Genomic DNA, 20,464 nt, shown 5'->3' on the forward strand with positions numbered 1-20,464 from the left:
AAACCATCCTTTTATAACGAAAATGTGAAGTTGAAAGTAAAAGGAAAGAAAGTATTGATTGAAAAAGTCGGTTGGGTTGTAGTTTCCGAATGTATACCAGATAAAAAATACTATAATCCTAGAATTAGTAATGATGGTAAATACTGGTATCTTTCTGTAGGGATTGAAGAATCTAAACCAATTGTTGAACTGACAAATGTCTCACTTGGAATTGATGTAGGAATTAAAGAGTTAGCCGTTTGTTCAGATGGCACTAGGAAGAAAAATATTAACAAAACAAGCAATGTGAGAAGGGGAGAGAAACGCATACGTAGGTTGCAACGTCAAATTTCTCGTAAATATGAAATAAACAAGGAGGGAAACCGTTTCGTCAAAACAAGCAACATTATAAAAATCGAAAAAAAAATACAACACCTCTATAGAAGGTTGACGAATATCAGACTAAACCATCTTCATCAATCCACGAGCGAAATCGTGAAAACCAAACCTTATCGCATCGTAATGGAAGCTATAAATATCAAGGGAATGATGAAGAATAAACACCTGTCAAAAGCAATCGCAAAGCAGTGTTTATTTAAATTCAAACGCCAAATTCAGTATAAATGTGAAAAATATGGCATTGAATTTGTAGAAGCTAATCAATGGTACCCATCTTCTAAAACGTGTTCAAGTTGTGGGAATAAGAAAAATGATTTAAATCTATCAGACCGATTATACAAATGTGAATGCGGTCATGAAATCGATCGAGATATAAACGCAGCAATCAACTTGTCACGATATAAATTAGTAAACTGATACCTAGACGTCATTACTAATATGTAGGATTCGTTGTATCCGAATTTACGCCCTTGGAGTGTTAGACCAAACGAAAGTAGCCTAACTAGGCAAAATCGGACACGTAGAAAAGGGAAATAAACGAAATCTATTAAAAATAATGTTTTTTATTGATTTTTATAAGTTTTTGGCAACGGTGTTTAATTGAATAACCGAGCGCATAATTTTGCAATGGATTATGTAAATTCAGAGGAAAAACAAAAGATGCTATATAAACGGACTCTATTGATGGTTAGCATTTCGCAAATTTTTGGTGGAGCAGGATTAGCTGCCGGAGTTACAGTCGGTGCACTATTAGCTCAACAAATGCTTGGAACAGATGCTTTTACTGGTCTGCCAGCATCCCTTTTTACACTAGGCTCAGCAGGAGCGGCATTAATTGTTGGTAGGCTTTCGCAAAGATTTGGTCGACGAATCGGGCTTGCTGCAGGATTTTTTACTGGTGGACTTGGTGCAATCGGTGTAGTAATTGCAGCAATGACAAACAGTATTATCCTTTTATTTGCCTCACTTTTGATATACGGTGCAGGAACAGCAACCAATTTGCAGGCTAGATATGCGGGAACTGATTTAGCAAATAATAAACAACGTGCAAAAGCGATTAGTATTGCAATGGTTTCCACAACATTTGGTGCTGTTGCAGGTCCTAACCTAGTAGGCCCAATGGGGAAATTTGCTGTCTCCATTGGCGTGCCAGCACTTGCAGGTCCATTCATTTTATCTGCAACTGCTTTTATTTTGGCTGGTCTGTTTCTTTTCGTTATGCTTAATCCAGACCCATTAATTATGGCAAAAATGATCGAGTCAAATAAAACAAAACAAGTTAATGTGGAAAATTCATCACCTGTTGAAAGTATTAAAAACAAGAGGGGAATTGCTGTTGGAGCCGCAACTATGGTGCTGACACAAATTGTAATGGTTGCTATTATGACAATGACACCGATCCATATGGAACATCACGGTCATGGACTAAATGAAGTAGGGATTGTGATTGCGTTTCATATTGGCTCGATGTATCTTCCTTCATTGATTACAGGAATTCTTGTTGATAAAGTCGGTCGAACTGCCATGTCGATTGCGTCTGGGGCGACTCTACTCTTAGCAGGATTGACCGCTGCATTAGCACCTAGTGATTCAATGATTCTCCTAGTAGTTGCGCTTTCATTACTAGGATTAGGTTGGAACTTTGGACTAATAAGTGGAACTGCTCAAATTGTTGATTCAACAGATTCATCTACACGTGCCAAAACTCAAGGGACTGTTGATGTATTTATTGCACTAGCAGGAGCATCTGGTGGTGCTTTGTCTGGAATGATTGTAGCTAATTCAAGCTATGCAACATTATCATTAGCTGGAGGAGCTTTGTCTTTAATCCTTATTCCAGTCGTGATTTGGTCACGTGGAGGAAAAAAAGAACGTGAACAAGGGCTTCAAATGTAAAAATCAAATTTAATTTATAATTAAGATGAAATAGGAGCTGATTAATNNATTAATCAGCTCCTATTTCACAATTTGCATGCTTGATAAAAAGTTTAATTAAATTCTTAGTAAAACCGTATATTTAATTGTGCCCGCGAATTGAATTCGTGCTCAATTACAAAGGGGGAAATATGAAAAAATTTTTAGCTTATTTCATACTAATAATGTTATTGATCAGTTTAACCAGCTGTTCTTTAAGCAAAAACACAAGTAAGGATATTTTTCATTATAAAAATTCTTATGTCGGTAATAACAGTGCTGTAGGAAATATTATAAAACAATTACCGAATCATAAAGAATTCACCCAAATGTCACTCCAAACAAAAAAGAAGCCTTATGGTGTGACGATTGAATATAAGAATTTACCCGCAAATACTAAAAATATAGTAATAAATAATGCAACTTACTTATTTACATTGATCAAAAACGTAGAATGGATTGTTTTTGATTTTGCTGATCAAAAATATACTTTGACAAGACAACAACTTGATCAATGGTATGGAAAAGATTTAGGCTCATATACGAATGAAAAGGAACTAGAGGAACTAGTCCACACTAATTTAAAAGATAAAAGCAAAGTAAATCAGTTTTTTAAGAAATAAGGTCTTTTTTTTAGTCATTATTAAAGGGATTGATAAATTTTAAATAGGTTAATAGATTGAGAAATAGTAGTAAACGGATATAAAGGGGTAAACGAATGTCTATTTTAACAAATGAATCTGAATTTAAGGTTCTAATTGAAAAGGAACTAATTCCGAATGTAAACCTCAAGAGTGAACGTCCAAATAACCCAATTGTCGTTAAGAATATTCCAGAAGGTTGGAAATGCATTGGATCAGGTAATTATGCGGCTGTTTTTATACACCATTCTGAACCAAATGTGGTTGTTAAGGTGTATGGAAAAGATCTAGACGGTTTAGAAAAAGAAGTTCAAGTCTATAAACAATTAGGAGAGCATCCAGCATATTCGAAATTGATCCAATTTGGTGAAAAATACCTAGTATTAAAAAGATTAGAGGGAATTACCCTATACAACGCTCTTGCAAATGGTGATCGAATACCTGAAAGTGTGATTAAAGATGTAAATATTGCGCTTAAGTATGCGATCAGTCGTGGGTTAAATCCATACGATGTTCACGGAAAAAATGTGATGATGAAAGATGGTAGAGGGTACGTTGTAGATATATCTGATTTTTACAAAAAAGGAAAAGATGAAAAGTGGGAAGATCTAGTCAAAGCTTACTATAAACTATATAAAAAAACATTGTATAAAGTACCTATTAAAATCCCGTTGAAATTCTTGGATTTTACTAGACATTCATACAGATTTTACAAAAAATTGAAGAGGAAAATTTAAAATAGATCACGTTGAGATATGTGACGATAAGTGCAATAGGTTTTATAATTAAACATTTTATGTGACTGCAAATGAATTCTAAACAAGAAATAGCGATTGACATTTAAAGAAGACTAGTATTCGGGCTAGTCTTCTTTAGATTGCAGTTATTCATTTAGTATTTATGTTGAGGATAAATTGGCTCTTAGTTTTGTACTCTTTTTTCACTAAGACCTAATTAAAATAGAGTCTGTTTTCATTAAATATCTTTGTGATTTTCATAATTTAACAATTGTTTATGATTATAAAACTTCTCAAAAATGAGTCCCATTAAATAGTAAAATACTAAGCCGAAACATAGATGAATAAGTGTAAATTTAATACCAAATGAAGCAAATTCATAGATAACGACAGGTAGTTTAGCCGTTGTCCAAACTCCTAAAAAGAAAACAACATAGCGAATACTTGCTCCTTTTTTCAATAAAAGTACCGCGATTGGAAAAGCTAGGTATAGAGGACCAGCTGCAATACCTCCTAGTAAAAGAGCAAACAGAACACCGTAAATGCCAGATTTATCTCCCATATATTTAATAAGAGTTTCTTTTTCAACCCATTTATCAAGTAAGCCAACAAAAATTAAAACAGGTGGAAGAAGAAATAACATATTTAATATACTATTTCCAGTTAACTGAAATGCTTTCATTCCAAGTGAGTGGTTTAATAATGTTAGTACGATGAAAGCTATTAATAAAATAAAAAAGAAACGATATTTTTTTAATTGACTCATACCATCACCAACCATATTATATATGCAAATAAAAGAGACATTAAAAGTCCACTTGCATTACGTGCATATGCAAAACTTTTTCCAAATAATTTTTGTTCCATAGGTAAAGTAATAATTCCTACTGACATTAAAGTTGACATTAATACTGCTACTTGTGGGAGTCCAGCACCATTTTGGACTAATGTTTCTCCAAGAGGAAAAACGATAAAGCTTGGAATTAGTCCAACTGAACCAATTAATGTAGATAGTATTATTCCTTTCACTCCAGAGTGTTGGCCAATAATTGATGAAACGAGTGAAGGCGTTAATAAAGATAAGGATAGTCCTACAAAAAACATAATCGTTAAAATTTCAGGGAAAATATTACAAAACATTCTCCATGACTTTAATAGTGCATCTTTTGTTTTCTTTCGATCTTTTATAAAAGAGATACAAGTAAGAATTATAGCTAAACTGTATAGGATCGATGCATTAATCATGATCCTTCTCCTTCCTTCCATTCATTGTATTTGTTTATGAAAAATGTTAAATTTTTAAGCTTTTCTTCGATGTTTATTTGAAATTCTTCTAATTTTTCTTTTCCAACTTCAGTAATTTTGTACATCTTGATCGGTTTATCTTGTTCGGATTTACCTAAATAAGACTCAACAGCACCTTCAGTCTCTAATTGCTTTAGAGTTCGATATAATATAGAACTATCAATTGGATTAATTGGAAGTTCTTCCTCACACTTTTGCAAAAGTTTCCCTCCATAACAATCTCCCTCTGTTAAAAACAATAAAAGAAATGCACCAGTATGTCGGCCCGTATGTTTCATAAATATAAACCTCCTAAATTTGTGTATTTCCAAAGATTAATTTCATACTGTTAATAACAATATACTGTTAATTACAGTAATATGTTACTAACAGTAAATATACTCTGTTAATTTATTTCAACATTTTAAAAAATTTCTCTTTCTAAGGAGAGATTGGATGATTAGGTTTATACAAGAGCATTTCTTTAGTTGAGAAATGCTTTTTTATCATTTAAAGAATGTAAGGATATTTTTATAACAATAATAATATAATAAAAAACAACAATAATTTATTGTAAAACGATAAATTATATGGTAAATTCAAAATGAAAATAATTTAGTGAGGTGCATTTATGAAACGAGGGTCAACTCTCTTTTTAAAAATAGTAGTGATTCTTATTGGTCTCCCAGTTCTTGCATTGTGTATATTTGTGGTTCCGAAGATTGCGGAATTTGCTGCTGAACTGTATCCGAATATTGCTTTAATGAAAATTTTTATTTTTATAGATCTATATGCTGCAGCGGTTCCTTTCTATTTTGCGCTTTATCAAGCTTTTAAACTTTTAAGCTACATTGATAAAAACAAAGCTTTCTCGGAATTATCGGTTAACGCTTTAAAGAAAATAAAGTTTAGTGCAATCGCAATCAGTGTTTTGTATGTACTAGGGTTGCCACTTTTTTATTTAATCGCTGATATGGATGACGCTCCAGGAATAATCGTTATTGGCATGGTCTTGATTTTTGCTTCATTGGTAATTGGAGTCTTTGCAGCCGTTCTCGAAAGGCTTTTGAAAGAAGCGATTGATATAAAATCAGAAAATGATTTAACAGTCTGAGGTGAGAACATGGCAATTATTATTAATATTGACGTGATGTTAGCAAAAAGGAAAATGAGTGTAACCGAGCTTTCGGAAAGGGTTGGGATTACGATGGCGAATCTTTCTATTTTGAAAAACGGTAAGGCAAAAGCGATACGTTTTGCAACTTTAGAAGCGATTTGTAATGCCTTAGACTGTCAACCTGGAGATATTTTAGAGTACCAAAATGATGAAGACAACAAATAGATCGTTAAGATTGATATAAATTATGAAGGAGAGCTAATTGTGAATTTAATACTTCAAAAGGATGAGTCATATTTTATAAGAGCGTTCAAACAACTTGTTCGATTTGGTTGGGAGCAGGCTTTATCATGTATTTTTCCTGTTGTGATTTTTGCCTCTTTAGCTTTTACTAAAATTGTGCCACTTCCATTTCTTCCAAGATATGATTGGTTACTATTGATCTGTATTTTGATGCAGTGGTTAATGGTGCGTACTAGGCTAGAAACATTGGATGAATTAAAGGTCATCACACTTTTTCACCTAATTGGACTTGCGCTTGAACTTTTTAAGGTACATATGGGCTCTTGGGCATATCCTGGAGAAGGATACTCAAAACTATTTGGAGTGCCACTATATAGTGGTTTCATGTACGCAAGTGTTGCCAGTTATTTATGTCAAGCGTGGAGAAGGCTGAATGTTGAACTAATTAATTGGCCACCATTTTTGATAGTTGCTTCACTTGCAGCGTCAATTTATTTGAATTTCTTTACTCACCATTTTTGGATAGACGTTCGTTGGTGGTTATCAGGGCTTGTAATAATTGTTTTTTGGAAATCTTGGGTCACTTATGAAGTTAATGGGACCAGGTACCGTATGCCAATCGCACTTTCTTTCGTACTAATCGGATTTTTTATATGGATAGCCGAAAATATTGCAACGTTTTTTGGTGCTTGGCAATATCCTAATCAGTCGGTTGCATGGAGTTTAGTTCATCTAGGTAAAGTAAGTTCATGGCTATTATTAGTTATTGTAAGCTTTCTGATCGTAGCTACCTTAAAGCGAGTTAAAGGAAATAATTCAATTAAAAGGAAAGACACTAAAAAAAGTAAAAATATGTAGAAGTTTATATGTTTGAAATCAAAAAAATAACCTGTATCAAAGATTAACTAGTAATCAGATACAGGTTTATTAATAATTTGTATCGTTAGTATATTTTAATAAGATGCCTAAACCTAATATACTGCCTACTTACCGATAAGATTCATAAACCCTTTGTATATTAGGAAAAGGGAGAAAATTAAAATAGCTAAAATACCAATTAAATCTGTTAATGGCTCTACACTTGATAAGAATGTGCCTGCTAAAGGCATTTTGATTAAAGCAAAACCAGCAATAATACTAGCTAACATTAAAAAAATTCTTTCCATTCATTCATCCCTCCATTCAATATATTTTATGTGCAAGTAGAATGTAAGTGCTTTCAAAAACGAGCTTTTATAAAAAATGTGCGTTTGTCACGGTAAAGTTGAGATCGTTTTCATATAAATACACTAAAAGTAAACTTAGAGGAGAGTGGGGTTTAGAATACTATTTAATAGATTAAATAGTATTCTAGTTCTTTTTACATCGATGTATAGTCGACACTATTTCTTTCCTATCATTTAACTACTTTTTAATATAAACGCCGTTTCACTTATTATTCTCTTTCATCTATTAATAGAGATTAATCATAATAGGAGTGAAGAATAATTGAGTTCAAAGCATAAACATGATGTATCTTTTCAAACGTGGAATCTTTATTTAGGAGCGGATCTCACGCCGTTAATAGGAACAACACTGGCACAAATTCCCCAGCGCGTAACAGAAGTATTTCAGCAATTTCTAGCAACTGACATAACTACTCGCGTAAAGGCAATTGCTAAAGGAATCGCAAAAGAAAAACCTGATTTTATAGGTTTACAAGAGGCTGAATTATTACAGCTAATTATCCCTACATTTGGGATTGTTACTTTCGATTTTATTGAATTATTAATAGGAGAATTAGAAAAACTTGGATTGAAATACAAAATTGGAGCTAAGAACGATAATCTATCGGTAGGCCTACCTGATCTTAATGGAAATTTAGTTCAATATTTAGATAGGGATGCCATATTGATTCGGAAAGATTCTGAATGGAAAATACTAAGTAAACAGGAAGCAAACTTTCAAACAAATTTAACTTTACCCGTAGGAGGACAAGCTATAACAGTGCTTCGCGGATGGTCCTCCTTAGAAGTAAGAAAAGGGGGGAAAGTTTTCAAATTAATTAATACACATTTGGAACCAAATGACGAAGCTGTTCGTAATGCTCAAGCAACCGAAATCCTTCTAGGGCCTGCAAATACACAGTTACCAGTTATTATTTCTGGAGATATGAATGCTGTTCCTAATAGCACGACATACAATCTATTTGTTAATGCGGGCTTAAATGATTTATGGAATTTCGTTGGAATAGGACTAGGATTTACTGGACATCAAGCACCAAACCTATTAAATTCAGTGTCTTTGTTGAACGAAAGAGTAGATTATATCTATTATAAAAATGGCTGGAATCCACTATCGGCTCATCTAATTGGAAACTCACAGAGTGACAGAACAAAAACTGGTCTTTGGCCATCGGATCATGCAGGGTTATTTTCAAGATTAAGTTTGAAATACAATCATGATGATCATTAGTTAACTACTGAATAAATAAGAAATGACCGCAATTTTACACAAGGCGGTCATTTCTATTCAACCTTATTAATTCTATGAAGGGCATTTCATTATTGAAATTGAATACTATGTAAAATAAACAATTTTTAAGGAGGTTTTAATGAAAAGAGTTAGTCTGTTCAAGCTAACGTTTATCATATTGCCTTTACTACTTGTTGCTTGTCGTTTCACATCTTCAGAAAGCCAATCAATTATAGATTGGGTAGACTTTGTTCGATGGAATGGTGTTGAGTACAATGGCATCCAATCAGGAATTTTAGCTAATGAAAAATTTATTGATGAAAAAATAGGGGAAGTAAAATTCAGGGTAGCAGATCATGTCACAAATTCTAATTATAAAATTAAAGATGGAGATGCAGCATTCCACGAAAAAGGAACGGACATTTATTCAATCAAGGGTAATCCTGAATTAATTGCCTTAAAGGATAAAACTGCCATAAATGGATATAGAATTTATTATGCAAAAGGAACAACTGATTATAAGTGGTATTTTAAAGATGTACCAATCGAAAAAGTAGATCTGATTGAAATCTACCAATCTTATTCACCTAGCGCGAAAAAGATATCTGAGATAAAAGACAAAGGAAAAATAGTTAACTTCCTGGATATTTTAAAGAATAGTAAGGAAGATTCAAATTTTCAACCAAACAATGATCATACAGATTCTACTCACTATGAAATTGTATTATATACAGATGAACCAATCGCTTATAAGTATACGATTGAATTTGACGGTGCTAATTACTACTGGTACCCGTGGGATACTTCGATTTTATCAAATGAGATTGGAAAATTTATACCAAAGTAATGTTTTAACTACATATACACCTATATTTAAATACAAAAATTGACTCGCTAATTATATTTTTAGCGAGTTTTTGCTTTACATAATAATTCCACTACATAGGACAAAATTCAAATCCATTATGTGCAATCCCATCAAAATCTAGTCTTCGAAAAACACTAGTAAAATATGTGAAATTATAGATGAAACTAGCACATTTTTTATATTAAACTACTTTCAAAGATGGTAAAATATGGTTATAACATATTGGGAAGCTGATCTTTTTTACGGAGGGGCAATATTTGAGAAAGCCAAATATATTTTTGATAAGCGTAGCCATCCTAGCTTTATGCTTAGGTGGATTTTATTTTGAAAAAATGAAGAATACCAAAGCAAGGAATGAAATATGCATTGGTTATAACTACACAAAGTTCGGGAAAAATGTAATCAAATTTAATCCAGTTAAAGTAGAAAAACAAGTAAAATTAAATAAATTAGAAGAGATCTATTTATTTAGTAAAAAAATTGAAAAACCAATTGTTGATTTAGCTACATATGATGTTCAGTTATCATTCAGAAGTCCAATAGATGAAACTGTTGAATATAGTTCATTACTTTGGTTCACAAAGAATGGTGCCATCATAAAAATTAATGGATTTAATGGATTTCGGAGTGTTGGTATTGAGAATGCCAAATCAATAAAAAATATAATAAACTATATAGAGTTGTAATAATTAAATAATGTTTTAGTAAATGAGTTGTCATGGCAACTTATTTTTTTTTGCTGTTATAAGAAAGAATTGATTGGATATTTAGTAGTTTAAGAAATGATATAATATGATAGTAGTTCAAATAGCAAAATGAATAATTAAACTTTAAGTTGGTGATTGAATGTTTCGTTTCTTTAAATTTAAAAAGAAGGTAAGCTTCAGTGAACAATTATGTGAATTGCAAAAGATTGGTATACAATTAAATCCAATTATAAATGAAGAATTAATTCTTGCTGAGTATAGTGAAGAAGAATTTGAAAGAGAACCTTACCTATTACTACTTATTGCATTAGGAAGTGAATTGGAGCTAAACGAAAATTACTGTTCAAATGAAATATGGTATTTGGATACGGAATGTATTGAGGACACAGGAGATTATGTTCGCATTGCAGAAAGAATTAGAGACTTATCTAAAAATTACTTAGATTTTAAAAATATTAAAGATAATGTAGATATTGAAAATCAAGAGGCATCAATTTCGTTTACTTTAGATGAAAAAGATTATTGTTGGAAGTTAGAAGTAAATGATGACTGGATCGATGAGCAAATTATTGTTCAGTTTAATGATTTATTAGAAATAAAAAATACGGATAAGAGGGTTTATATTCTAGATTTAGGAGGACAAGATTGTTTAGTTGGTATTTATTCTAAGGAACAAGTAAAAAAGTTAAATAACTTACTTAAAGGATCTAAATTTGTATCTTTATAAAAGGACAAAATCTTAATATTTAACAGTTAACTTTATTTTGTAAAATGTGATATATCTATTTGTACTAATTTATTATTGCTTAATAAAAACTTTGGATAAAAGGAAATAAAGAAGTGGGAATGTGAAGATAGGAAGTGTAAAACGGTGGAATTGGAAACGGTTATGCAGGAGCTAGAAGCACTAGGTAAGGAACGGACAAAAAAGACATACATAAGTAACGGGGCACATGAGCCACTATTTGGAGTGGCAACAGGGGCAATGAAGCCGATTGCTAAGAAAATTAAAATGGATCAGCAATTAGCCAATCAATTATATGCAACAGGTAATTACGATGCCATGTATTTTGCGGGGATAATTGCAGAGCCTTTGAAAATGACTGAAGAAGACTTTGAAAGTTGGATTGATGGAGCTTATTTCTATATGCTTTCAGACTATGTAGTTGCAGTTACTTTAGCTGAAGCCGATATTGCGCAAGAGGTAGCCGATAAATGGATTGCAAGCGGAGATGAACTTAAAATGTCAGCTGGTTGGAGCTGTTACTGTTGGCTATTAGGGAATCGCTCGGATACTGAATTTGACGCACTCAAGATTTCTAATCTGCTTGACCAGGTGAAAGATACAATACATGAATCTCCAGAACGAACAAAATCTGCGATGAATAATTTTGTTTATACAGTAGCAATTTCATATGTACCTCAACATGAAAAAGCAGTTGAAACTGCAAAAGCAATTGGACCAGTCGAAATGAAAAAGGAAAAGAAAAAAAGCACCATTTTACTTTGCTCTGAAAAAATTCAAAAGGATTTAGATAAAGGTTTATTAGGATTTAAGCGTAAGCACGTAAGATGTTAAAGATTTTTATTAAACGCATTAAAGCAGAGCGATCCCTCTTTTTAAAATTGTAAAACCTTATATAAAAAAAAGCCTAACTTTTACTTTAAATAAAAAAGTTAGGCTTTTTTATTTTTTATGTTGGTTTCAGCTGTAATCGTAAAAATAAAAGCGTTGCTAAACTTTATTTAAAAAGGAGCGCTGATTAAATAAGCGCTAAATTTATGCATTTTGTTTACTGAGATTTCGCTGAGCTGCCATATAGCTCCCAATTATATTTTGATAACCTGGGAGATTACTAGCAAGCAAATTGCCAAAGCCTTCGACATCGTTACGCCAATCGCGTTGTAATTCGCAAGCTACGCTAAACCAGTTCAATAGTTGCACACCACTATGGGCCATACGCGTATTAGCGGCATCTGCAACTTGTTTACTAAAAGTTCCTGAAGCATCAGTAACAGCAAATACTTCATACCCGGCATTTATAGCGGAAAGTGCAGGGAAAGCAACACAAACGTCCGTAACTACGCCTGCGATAATCAGTTGTTTTTTTCCGGTTTCTTCGATTGCTTTTACAAAATCATCATTATCCCATGCGTTAATTTGTCCAGGACGAGCTATTTTTGGCGCGTTAGGAAAAAGATCAACTAATTCTTGCATAAGTGGTCCATTAGGTCCATTTTCAAAGCTTGTTGTTAAAATAACTGGTAAATCAAAAAACTTAGCAGTATGAGCAAGAGCTAAAACATTGTTCTTGAATTCATCAACACCATAATCACGCACTAGGCCAGCCATCAGACCAGTTTGATGATCCACTAAAAGAACAACAGCTTCATCTTTGTTAATACGAGAATAGAGATCAGACATTATGTATTCCTCCTAAAAATTAAGTAATTGAATTAATTTCTTCGTTTATAACAATCAGAAAAGGTAGACTGAGTTTTTTAAAATACCTAGTTTCCTTCTATTAATCTAAAACAGGAGTTTTATCTATCCAATTTATGAATTGGTGTAAATAACGCTGAAGATAACGTTTTGTTTGTTCGTCAGTAAGCACTTTCTGATCGGAATCAATTTTTTCATGAACTTGGGAAATCAGCATTTTTTGAAATGGTAGAACATGGGCTTGCATAGCTTCTAGTATTTCTCTGATTTGGATTTGAGCATAAACAGTACCTAATCCCCCTGGAGTTGCACCAATTAAACCAACCGGTTTTCTACTAAGAACAGCGGATTCGCGAGGTCTTGATGCCCAGTCTAATGCATTCTTTAATACGCCTGGAATTCCAGAATTGTACTCTGGACTTACAATAATGATACCGTCAACATCCTGGATAGCAGATTTAAATGATGTCACTGCTTCTGGAACACTTGTTTCTAGGTCTTCATTGAATAAAGGTAGTTCATTAAGTTCAATCCAACGAAATTGATGGGAATCAACCATCTCTGTTAACGATTGAGCAATGATTCGATTATAAGAGTTTTTTCGTAAACTACCACAAATAAGACCGATTGTATTAGACATATATTCCCTCCTTTGTTAAAATCAACTAAATATTACCATAATATTCCAAAATCTTAAAAGTGGCTTTATACCTTTTTATCTTTTTTATTTAATTAGTTATTTTGGCTTAAGGGGGTGACAACGATCCAATTTCTTATTGTCCGGAGGTTAGAAACAGGGATTCGGATGCGAGCAGCTATTTTTTATAGACAATAAATAACTTCGGACAAAGGAAAAAACTCCCATTAAGTCGTATATACAATAATTGACAAAATGGCGATGCTATTTTAAGCCATACATTTTAGGAAGGGCTGTGATACCAAACGCCAATTTGAGTTGCATAGAAATCTAGAATTCTCTAATTTGATTTTGCCATTTAAGTTCTTCAATATTTTCAATAATTTCACACCTTGGCTTAAACAAATAAATTGTAATCAAATATATTAATTGATTAATATTTTTAATTTGCAATTTTAATAGTAGGGAAGATAGAATGTTTTGCAGTAGAGAGTTATTGTGAAGAGAAGGAAGAATATCGGTTTAATAAAGAAAATTCATGGGAGGAAATTTAAATGACAAAATTAACTGTAGGTAATGAAAATCATGCCCCAATTGAACTTTATTATGAGGACCATGGGTCAGGAAAACCCGTCGTATTAATTCATGGTTGGCCTTTAAGTGGACGCTCTTGGGAATACCAGGTACCAGCTCTTATTGAAGCAGGTTACAGAGTCATAACATATGACCGTCGAGGCTTTGGAAAATCATCTCAGCCGTGGAATGGATATGAATATGATACTTTTGCTTCTGATTTACATAAACTGTTAAAACATTTAGATCTTAAGAATGCCACACTTGTTGGTTTTTCTATGGGTGGAGGAGAGGTAGCTCGATATATTAGCAGCTATGGAACAGATCGTATTGAAAAGGCTGTTTTTGCTGGAGCAGTTCCTCCTTATTTATACAAATCAGATGATCATCCCGAAGGAGCATTAGATGATGCGACAATTGAAGAATTCAAAAGAGGCGTGATAAATGATCGCATTGCATTTCTTGACAAATTTATGAAGGGATTTTTCTCGGCTGGTAATCAAACGGATTTAGTTAGTGAACCATTCCGTTTATATAATCGGGATATCGCAGCTAGCGCATCACCTAAGGGAACGCTCGATTGTATAACGGCCTTTAGTAAAACAGATTTTAGAAAGGACTTGGAAAAGTTCGATATACCTACTCTTATTATTCACGGTGACTCTGATGCAACTGTACCTTTTGAGTTAAGTGGTAAACGTACATATGAGTCCATTCCTGGTAGTAAGCTCGCTCTAATAAAGGGTGGTCCGCATGGATTAAACGCGACTCATCCAAAAGAATTTAATGAAGCGTTACTAACATTTTTAAAAGAGTAATTAATATAGTTTTTATATAAGGAAGACAAGTAGTTCCTCAAAAATAATAGCTTAACTTTACTCTTTCGTGACGACAAATATAAATAAATTTGAGAGCCGAACATCGGCTCTCATTTTAGTTTTAGAAGTCTAATGAAACTCTTCATTTATTAATAAACTGGAAAATCTCTTTAACAGCTTGGTGATACCCTCCGGCTTCTCGAAAAGATTTCTTTATGCTGTCGATTGCTTTATTGTAGGACGAGTTATTTTTTAACACTTTTTCTGCGGCTTCACGTAGTTGAATTTGTGTTAAATTTTGTGATTGTAATTGCAAACCTGCACCAATCTTGGCTACTTGCTCTGCAATGATTGGCTGATCAGCGTTTTGTGGGATTACGATTAATGGAACTCCAAAATAGAGACCCTCACTTGTGCTATTCATTCCACCATGAGTAATAAATAATTTAGTATATTTTAGTACTTCGGTCTGTGGAACAAATTGTTTTACAATAAAGTTTGAAGGAATAATTCCTAAATCACCTAGATTGGTATGTTTACCAATCGACATTATGACTGCGTGTTCACTATTTCCAAATGCTTCAAAACATAACTTATAAAAATCAATTGAGCGGTTAAAAACAGTTCCCAGAGAAATATAGATTGGACTTTTACGTTTAAAGGTAGAAAGGTCAAAGGGATCTTGTTGTATTCGAGAACCGATAGATGGACCGACAAATTTATATGTATGATTAAAGACATCCCCATCAGGTTGAAACTCTTTAGTTGTATATACGATTGTTAATGGTGCGGGATTACAAAATACTTCATAATATGAATTGATCTCTACACCATATTTATTCTTAATATTTAATGACAGTTTCTTAAATTCAAGATTAATCGGTACAAGTATCTCTTTGGGGATATTTTTTGATTGCTTTTCCAACATTTTATCGAATGTTTCTTTAGTCTCTGCAAAAGAAGTACAGGAACTGATAGCGGGAAGATTAAGAATTTGAGCAATTAAACGTCCACAACCAAACATTGAATCGTGTATGATGTAATCGAAATGCTCCCCTTTAATCTGTTCAAGAATACTAGGTATTACGATATCTGCTGTATGTAATAGACCATTGATTCGTTCAAGTAAATGAGTTCGACCACCTGAGAGAAAGGCTTTAATAAATTTTTGTTCATCAATTGTCCGCATTGTAGCTCCAGTCTTTTCAATTCGATCTCGAAAAGACTCTATCGAAAAGTAGACAACCTCTTCACCTCGTGAAATAAGCTCTTCTACAACTGCAATAGTAGGATTAATATGCCCCTCTGAGCCCCCATTAATAAATAAAACTCGAGCCATTCCAAACACTCCTTGGTTCAATTTATACCTATATAAAAGTAATTTGATTAAACTTAATTAAATAACATTGTATAATGTTAAAGTAAAAAATAAAAATAATAGAGGTGATGATGCTTGAAGGAACAATTAATTAATTTAACAAATACAGAAGACTTCGCTGAAATTTATAATGATTTAGGGGATGTTGATGTATGTGCTGTTGCGAAGGTTCTTTATGTATCAGATGACTATGTAATTTTAGCTAATATTACCCCTAATGGAATGTACGATGGCTTTTCATTAATGAAAACAGAAACTATTTTTCAAATTAATTTAGATTCTCGCTATCTACGAAAAATAAAAAAACTGTATATAACTAAGAAACAAACCCATATGAAGCTTGAATTGGAAAATAAAAATTTAATGGAGGGTATTCTTGATTTTGCTTATCAAAATAAATTTTTAATTTTGGTAGAATTATTGGGAAATGCCAACCTACAAGGTATCATTAAGCGCAAAGAAGACCATATCCTCGTTTTATCAATCATAAACCAATATGGTGAATACGATGGAGAATCAATATTCAAGATAGAAGATATCACCTCAATGCATATTGATGATGAAGAAAGAAATTGTTTAAGATTACTAGATTTTGAGAATCGAGAATAATTCTAGAATATCGATTAATTTTTAATCAGGTTGGAATAGATGAAAAAAAATTGCCTACATAATAGAAAGTTTGTAGTTTTATAATTATAGGAAGTGAAAAAATGTTAACATATTATTCTATGCTCATAGCAGGATTGATTTTGATACTAAGTGCAGGATTTATATTTATGCCAATGTTTATTGATCGTGTATACTCATTGGTAAATATCAGTAAAAGCATTGGATGTTTATTACTTGGTGTATTACTTTTAACGTTTACTCTTCCAAGTCTTAAAAATGTTTTATTTAAACAATATGATGTAGTAAGCGGAAGATGTGTTATAGAAATTGATAGTTCAAGCCGGACCTCTGAAGCAGATTTTTATATGCAAGATACAGATGAAATATTTACTTATAGAGATATTCCTAAACTGGACGCTTATGGGAAATCCGTACCATATTATTGTAAGGTGACAGTTACAAAGGATCATAATTTTGAAGTAAGTTACAAAATATATAATAGCAAAACAAGAAAATTAATTTTGGCAAGTGAGTAGTTTATTAAAAAACTACTAATTTAGTAAAAAACACTATGGAAATTTTACATTCGAATAATCGTTAATAAATTTTTACATAAAGAGAATTAATATGATAGAGGGTTTTTAATATTAAAGAGAGTAGAGCAATTATCGAAAAGTTTAGTTTCTTATACATCAAAGATGAACCAACGAAATTAATTGGAGCTAATGGATCTAATTGTAAATTGGTTAAAAATAATAAAGCTTAGGTTGTAGAACAAAAAGATTACTAGAAATAAAAAAATAGAGGAAGATCCTCTATTAATAGTTGAACTTATAAACCGCCAAGTGCTTTAATCGTAGCAGGTCCTACAATTCCATCTACTTTTAAATGCCGGTCTTTTTGAAATTTGCGCACGGCTTGGTCTGTATTGTTTCCAAATATACCATCGATACCTTTAGTACTATAGCCGAGAACTGTAAGCTTTTGTTGAAGCTTTTTAACTATAGCTCCACGATTTCCCTTTTTTAATACAGTTCCAGTTGGGATAACAGCATTTGAACCACCACTACTACTTGTTACTTTATATCCATTTGCATTTGCTATTGAGTCAAATGATTTACTTGAAGTTGTAATGACTACAGGTGTGCTCAATTTTACTCTATCAAAGAGCCATTCTACTTCATTATCATACATTCTCACACAGCCATGACTGACGTATTTGCCAATCGAACTTGGGTTATTGTTACCGTGGATGGCATATGTAGTTCCCCATGTACCACGTGCATTTAATCCAAGCCAACGGTTTCCGAGTGGATTCCGTGGATCACCGCCAGGAATATGACCCGTATAGTAAGGTCTATTCACAATCTTATTTACGACTTTAAACTTACCTTCTGGCGTTAGAGATGGACTTTTACCAGTGGCTACTTTAAAAACTTTGTAGAGTTTACCATTTTCATAATAAGCTAGTTGATTTGTTGATTTATTAATTATAATGAACTGAGATGTAGCAGCCTGACTAGGTTTAATACCAATACCTACAAACATAAGACAGGTTAAAATTAAAACAGCAAGCCATTTTTTTATCAATACCGTCCCTCCCAAATTAAATTTTCAAAATCTTAATCAATTAATCCTATGACGGTAGGAGTTGTCCATGTGTCATATTTTTCAAATTTGCTCATAATTGCTGGAAAACATGACGATTGTAACGGTATTGAATAGTGCTTTTTACTTATATAGCTGTATTATTAAATTAGTAAGACAATAGTATATTTCAATAGTGGAGGTGAAATGATGAAAATTAATAATTATATGCTCCAACTATCATTCCTAATCATCATTATTTTTGGTGGGACTTTTGTCATTCATTTAATTAAAACGGGTGAATTTTTATTAGATCAAATTATTGGATTTTCAGTAGGGATCTTAATCCTATTCTTTACTTTAATTTGGAGGAAATCTAGCAAACTTTCATAAGTCGTAAAATTTGAGAAATCTAATACAACAATTTTCGAGTTATATAGTAGAATGAAAGAATATAAGTTTAAGAAATTTAATATGTTCTTTAATTGTATAAGAAACTAGACTATATATTTAAGAATAAGAGTTAAATATTATAGTCTTTCAAGTCATTAGCTAGGGAGGAACGATTTTGTTTAAACGTATTTCTTTCTTTATTTTTGTTAATATTTTAGTGTTAATTACAATAACAACGATTACAACATTATTAGGTGTACCGCGTTATATTGGCGATGGGGGATACTGGGCACTGCTTGCATTTAGTGTAATTGCAGGATTTAGTGGAGCGATTATTTCATTGTTATTTTCTCGTATAATGGCCAAATGGGTTATGGGTATAAAATTAATTGATCCTCGTTCTCCACAAACTGATCGTTTAAATTTTGTACTAGAAGAGACTTATCGGCTAGCAAAACTTGCTGGTTTAAAGAAGATGCCACAGGTGGGCGTATATGATTCAGTTGAAGTTAATGCTTTTGCTACAGGGCCTAGTAAAAGACGATCTTTAGTAGCTGTTTCTAGTGGTATGATCGAGACAATGGATCGTCCAGCGATTAGTGGTGTTTTAGCACACGAAATTGCCCATATAAAAAATGGGGATATGGTTACAACAACATTATTACAAGGTATTATTAACACTTTTGTCATTTTCTTCTCCCGTTTAGTTGCAAAAATAGTTTCTAATTTTGTAAGAGAAGAGTTATCTTATGTAGTTTATTTTCTTTGTTCAGTAGTATTTGAGATCGTATTTAGTATTTTAAGTAGTCCAATTATTTTCTGGCATTCAAGAAAACGGGAGTTTAAGGCGGACAGGTATGCGGCAGAACTTGGTGGGAAAGATAACATGATTCATGCATTAGAATCATTAAGTCGAAATATTAAATTAGTTGATGATCGTCAAAAATCAATTGCAGCTTTTAAAATTAGCGGTAAAGAGAAATTTGCAAGATTATTCTCAACGCATCCACCATTAGAAAAACGAATCGAACGTTTAAAATCATTATAAAAGTTAAAAGGCTTTTTACATTTAACGGTGTAAAAAGCCTTTTTTTGCATGAAATTGAAAGAAGGAATTCATTTAGTTTTAGGGAATATAGATACTAAAAAGATGAGGTGTACTTTAATTTGGAGAGAGATAAAATTGAAAAATTGAAGACAGTAGGAATAATTTTAGGTACCTTTGTTATAACCCTCGGAATTATCATATCTATTGCTATTATTAATTTTAATCATGCTAAAGCACATCCCATTATTACCCAAATTCCTAAATCAAAAAGAATAATTACTCTGGTTAATAAAGAAGAATTAATAAACGTAGATTCAAATCTAAAAACTAGTGTTTGTGAAGTGATCGAACTTCCAAAACCAGATAATAAAAATCAGTATCAAATTGTTTGTGATGATTCTGAGAAATATGGATTTACTGACAAAGAAATAATAGATAAAAATTCTCACTCTGCCTTGAAAGTTGGTGATACTGTTTACTTAACAATTTATAAAGATGGTAAATTAATGGTGAAAATAGAAAATAAATAAAGGTTAGAAGTCCAAAAAATGTTTGAAAGTTAAATATACAACTATGAATAAAGGAACTTCTAATTAAAAGAAGTTCCTTTTCAACCTTTTGAAAAACAACCTTGT

The 20,464-nt window shown here is 32.3% G+C and carries 26 protein-coding genes; 18 read left to right on the top strand and 8 right to left on the bottom strand.

The window, feature by feature from the left end:
- The 4 genes from COE53_RS20625 to COE53_RS20640 form a co-directional block, all read left to right on the top strand.
- On the top strand, positions 1–795 hold a 795-nt coding region (locus COE53_RS20625; protein ID WP_286162610.1), incomplete at its 5' end, for an RNA-guided endonuclease InsQ/TnpB family protein.
- A gap of 210 nt (positions 796–1,005) precedes the next feature.
- Positions 1,006–2,274, top strand: coding sequence for an MFS transporter (locus COE53_RS20630; protein ID WP_069034533.1), 1,269 nt, complete (start codon positions 1,006–1,008; stop codon positions 2,272–2,274).
- A gap of 170 nt (positions 2,275–2,444) precedes the next feature.
- Positions 2,445–2,915: a DUF4825 domain-containing protein gene (locus tag COE53_RS20635; protein WP_069034400.1), complete on the top strand. Its 471-nt coding sequence runs from the start codon at positions 2,445–2,447 to the stop codon at positions 2,913–2,915.
- 95 nt (positions 2,916–3,010) lie between these two features.
- On the top strand, positions 3,011–3,670 hold the full coding sequence (locus tag COE53_RS20640) for a serine/threonine-protein kinase (protein ID WP_069034399.1): 660 nt from the start codon (positions 3,011–3,013) through the stop codon (positions 3,668–3,670).
- A 238-nt stretch (positions 3,671–3,908) separates the two neighbouring features.
- On the opposite strand, the gene COE53_RS20645 is transcribed toward COE53_RS20640, so the two are convergent.
- From COE53_RS20645 to COE53_RS20655, 3 genes are read right to left on the bottom strand one after another with little or no spacing between them, the layout of a single operon-like run.
- Positions 3,909–4,436: a permease gene (locus COE53_RS20645; protein ID WP_069034398.1), complete on the bottom strand. Its 528-nt coding sequence runs from the start codon at positions 4,434–4,436 to the stop codon at positions 3,909–3,911.
- Complete coding sequence (locus COE53_RS20650) at positions 4,433–4,915, bottom strand: hypothetical protein (protein ID WP_069034397.1); 483 nt, start codon at positions 4,913–4,915, stop codon at positions 4,433–4,435. The genes COE53_RS20645 and COE53_RS20650 overlap by 4 nt, the downstream gene beginning before the upstream one ends.
- Positions 4,912–5,253, bottom strand: a complete 342-nt coding sequence (locus COE53_RS20655; protein WP_069034396.1) for a PadR family transcriptional regulator — start codon at positions 5,251–5,253, stop codon at positions 4,912–4,914. The genes COE53_RS20650 and COE53_RS20655 overlap by 4 nt, the downstream gene beginning before the upstream one ends.
- Positions 5,254–5,585: 332 nt before the next feature.
- On the opposite strand from COE53_RS20655, the gene COE53_RS20660 reads away from it, so the two are divergent.
- The 3 genes from COE53_RS20660 to COE53_RS20670 all read left to right on the top strand — a co-directional run bounded on the left by COE53_RS20660 (position 5,586) and on the right by COE53_RS20670 (position 7,172).
- Positions 5,586–6,068: a DUF2975 domain-containing protein gene (locus tag COE53_RS20660; RefSeq protein ID WP_069034395.1), complete on the top strand. Its 483-nt coding sequence runs from the start codon at positions 5,586–5,588 to the stop codon at positions 6,066–6,068.
- Between the two features lie 9 nt (positions 6,069–6,077).
- The gene (locus tag COE53_RS20665) at positions 6,078–6,296 is read left to right on the top strand and encodes a helix-turn-helix domain-containing protein (RefSeq protein ID WP_069034394.1); all 219 of its coding nucleotides are present in this window, start codon (positions 6,078–6,080) and stop codon (positions 6,294–6,296) included.
- 75 nt (positions 6,297–6,371) lie between these two features.
- Positions 6,372–7,172, top strand: a complete 801-nt coding sequence (locus COE53_RS20670; RefSeq protein ID WP_084006958.1) for a DUF817 domain-containing protein — start codon at positions 6,372–6,374, stop codon at positions 7,170–7,172.
- Between the two features lie 125 nt (positions 7,173–7,297).
- On the opposite strand, the gene COE53_RS20675 is transcribed toward COE53_RS20670, so the two are convergent.
- On the bottom strand, positions 7,298–7,480 hold the full coding sequence (locus COE53_RS20675; RefSeq protein WP_069034392.1) for a hypothetical protein: 183 nt from the start codon (positions 7,478–7,480) through the stop codon (positions 7,298–7,300).
- A gap of 322 nt (positions 7,481–7,802) precedes the next feature.
- On the opposite strand from COE53_RS20675, the gene COE53_RS20680 reads away from it, so the two are divergent.
- The 5 genes from COE53_RS20680 (at position 7,803) to COE53_RS20700 (ending at position 11,922) form a co-directional block, all read left to right on the top strand.
- Positions 7,803–8,768 (top strand): endonuclease/exonuclease/phosphatase family protein, encoded by a 966-nt coding sequence (locus tag COE53_RS20680; protein WP_175495586.1) that lies wholly within the window; start codon positions 7,803–7,805, stop codon positions 8,766–8,768.
- A 139-nt stretch (positions 8,769–8,907) separates the two neighbouring features.
- Positions 8,908–9,615 (top strand): hypothetical protein, encoded by a 708-nt coding sequence (locus tag COE53_RS20685; RefSeq protein ID WP_069034390.1) that lies wholly within the window; start codon positions 8,908–8,910, stop codon positions 9,613–9,615.
- A 278-nt stretch (positions 9,616–9,893) separates the two neighbouring features.
- Positions 9,894–10,322, top strand: coding sequence for a hypothetical protein (locus tag COE53_RS20690; RefSeq protein ID WP_069034389.1), 429 nt, complete (start codon positions 9,894–9,896; stop codon positions 10,320–10,322).
- A gap of 160 nt (positions 10,323–10,482) precedes the next feature.
- Entirely contained in the window at positions 10,483–11,070 is a 588-nt protein-coding gene (locus tag COE53_RS20695) for a hypothetical protein (protein ID WP_069034388.1), read from the top strand.
- 144 nt (positions 11,071–11,214) lie between these two features.
- Positions 11,215–11,922 carry a DNA alkylation repair protein gene (locus tag COE53_RS20700; RefSeq protein WP_069034387.1) on the top strand — a complete coding sequence of 236 codons (708 nt, stop codon included), beginning with the start codon at positions 11,215–11,217 and terminating at the stop codon, positions 11,920–11,922.
- A gap of 201 nt (positions 11,923–12,123) precedes the next feature.
- Here the strand turns inward: COE53_RS20700 and ycaC are convergent, their stop codons facing one another.
- Both ycaC and COE53_RS20710 read right to left on the bottom strand, forming a co-directional pair.
- Entirely contained in the window at positions 12,124–12,768 is a 645-nt protein-coding gene (gene ycaC, locus COE53_RS20705; RefSeq protein ID WP_069034386.1) for an isochorismate family cysteine hydrolase YcaC, read from the bottom strand.
- Between the two features lie 100 nt (positions 12,769–12,868).
- Positions 12,869–13,426: an NADPH-dependent FMN reductase gene (locus tag COE53_RS20710; RefSeq protein WP_091022206.1), complete on the bottom strand. Its 558-nt coding sequence runs from the start codon at positions 13,424–13,426 to the stop codon at positions 12,869–12,871.
- A 551-nt stretch (positions 13,427–13,977) separates the two neighbouring features.
- Here COE53_RS20710 and COE53_RS20715 point away from each other — a divergent pair.
- Entirely contained in the window at positions 13,978–14,814 is an 837-nt protein-coding gene (locus COE53_RS20715) for an alpha/beta fold hydrolase (RefSeq protein WP_091022208.1), read from the top strand.
- A gap of 142 nt (positions 14,815–14,956) precedes the next feature.
- On the opposite strand, the gene COE53_RS20720 is transcribed toward COE53_RS20715, so the two are convergent.
- Complete coding sequence (locus COE53_RS20720; protein WP_098948654.1) at positions 14,957–16,153, bottom strand: macrolide family glycosyltransferase; 1,197 nt, start codon at positions 16,151–16,153, stop codon at positions 14,957–14,959.
- Positions 16,154–16,267: 114 nt separating this feature from the next.
- Here COE53_RS20720 and COE53_RS20725 point away from each other — a divergent pair, with 114 nt between their 5' ends.
- Entirely contained in the window at positions 16,268–16,801 is a 534-nt protein-coding gene (locus COE53_RS20725; protein ID WP_091022212.1) for a hypothetical protein, read from the top strand.
- A 101-nt stretch (positions 16,802–16,902) separates the two neighbouring features.
- Positions 16,903–17,337 carry a hypothetical protein gene (locus tag COE53_RS20730; protein ID WP_069034381.1) on the top strand — a complete coding sequence of 145 codons (435 nt, stop codon included), beginning with the start codon at positions 16,903–16,905 and terminating at the stop codon, positions 17,335–17,337.
- Positions 17,338–17,632: 295 nt separating this feature from the next.
- On the opposite strand, the gene COE53_RS20735 is transcribed toward COE53_RS20730, so the two are convergent.
- Positions 17,633–18,391 carry a L,D-transpeptidase family protein gene (locus COE53_RS20735; RefSeq protein WP_286143702.1) on the bottom strand — a complete coding sequence of 253 codons (759 nt, stop codon included), beginning with the start codon at positions 18,389–18,391 and terminating at the stop codon, positions 17,633–17,635.
- A gap of 207 nt (positions 18,392–18,598) precedes the next feature.
- Between COE53_RS20735 and COE53_RS20740 the strand changes: the two genes are divergently transcribed.
- The 3 genes from COE53_RS20740 to COE53_RS20750 all read left to right on the top strand — a co-directional run bounded on the left by COE53_RS20740 (position 18,599) and on the right by COE53_RS20750 (position 20,359).
- Entirely contained in the window at positions 18,599–18,781 is a 183-nt protein-coding gene (locus COE53_RS20740) for a hypothetical protein (protein WP_069034379.1), read from the top strand.
- Between the two features lie 175 nt (positions 18,782–18,956).
- Positions 18,957–19,829 (top strand): protease HtpX, encoded by an 873-nt coding sequence (gene htpX / locus COE53_RS20745; RefSeq protein ID WP_091022216.1) that lies wholly within the window; start codon positions 18,957–18,959, stop codon positions 19,827–19,829.
- Positions 19,830–19,948: 119 nt separating this feature from the next.
- Positions 19,949–20,359 carry a hypothetical protein gene (locus COE53_RS20750; protein ID WP_091022218.1) on the top strand — a complete coding sequence of 137 codons (411 nt, stop codon included), beginning with the start codon at positions 19,949–19,951 and terminating at the stop codon, positions 20,357–20,359.
- Positions 20,360–20,464: the final 105 nt, after the last annotated feature.

The organism is Bacillus sp. AFS029533, assembly GCF_002585125.1.
Lineage (GTDB): Bacteria > Bacillota > Bacilli > Bacillales > Bacillaceae_G > Gottfriedia > Gottfriedia luciferensis_B.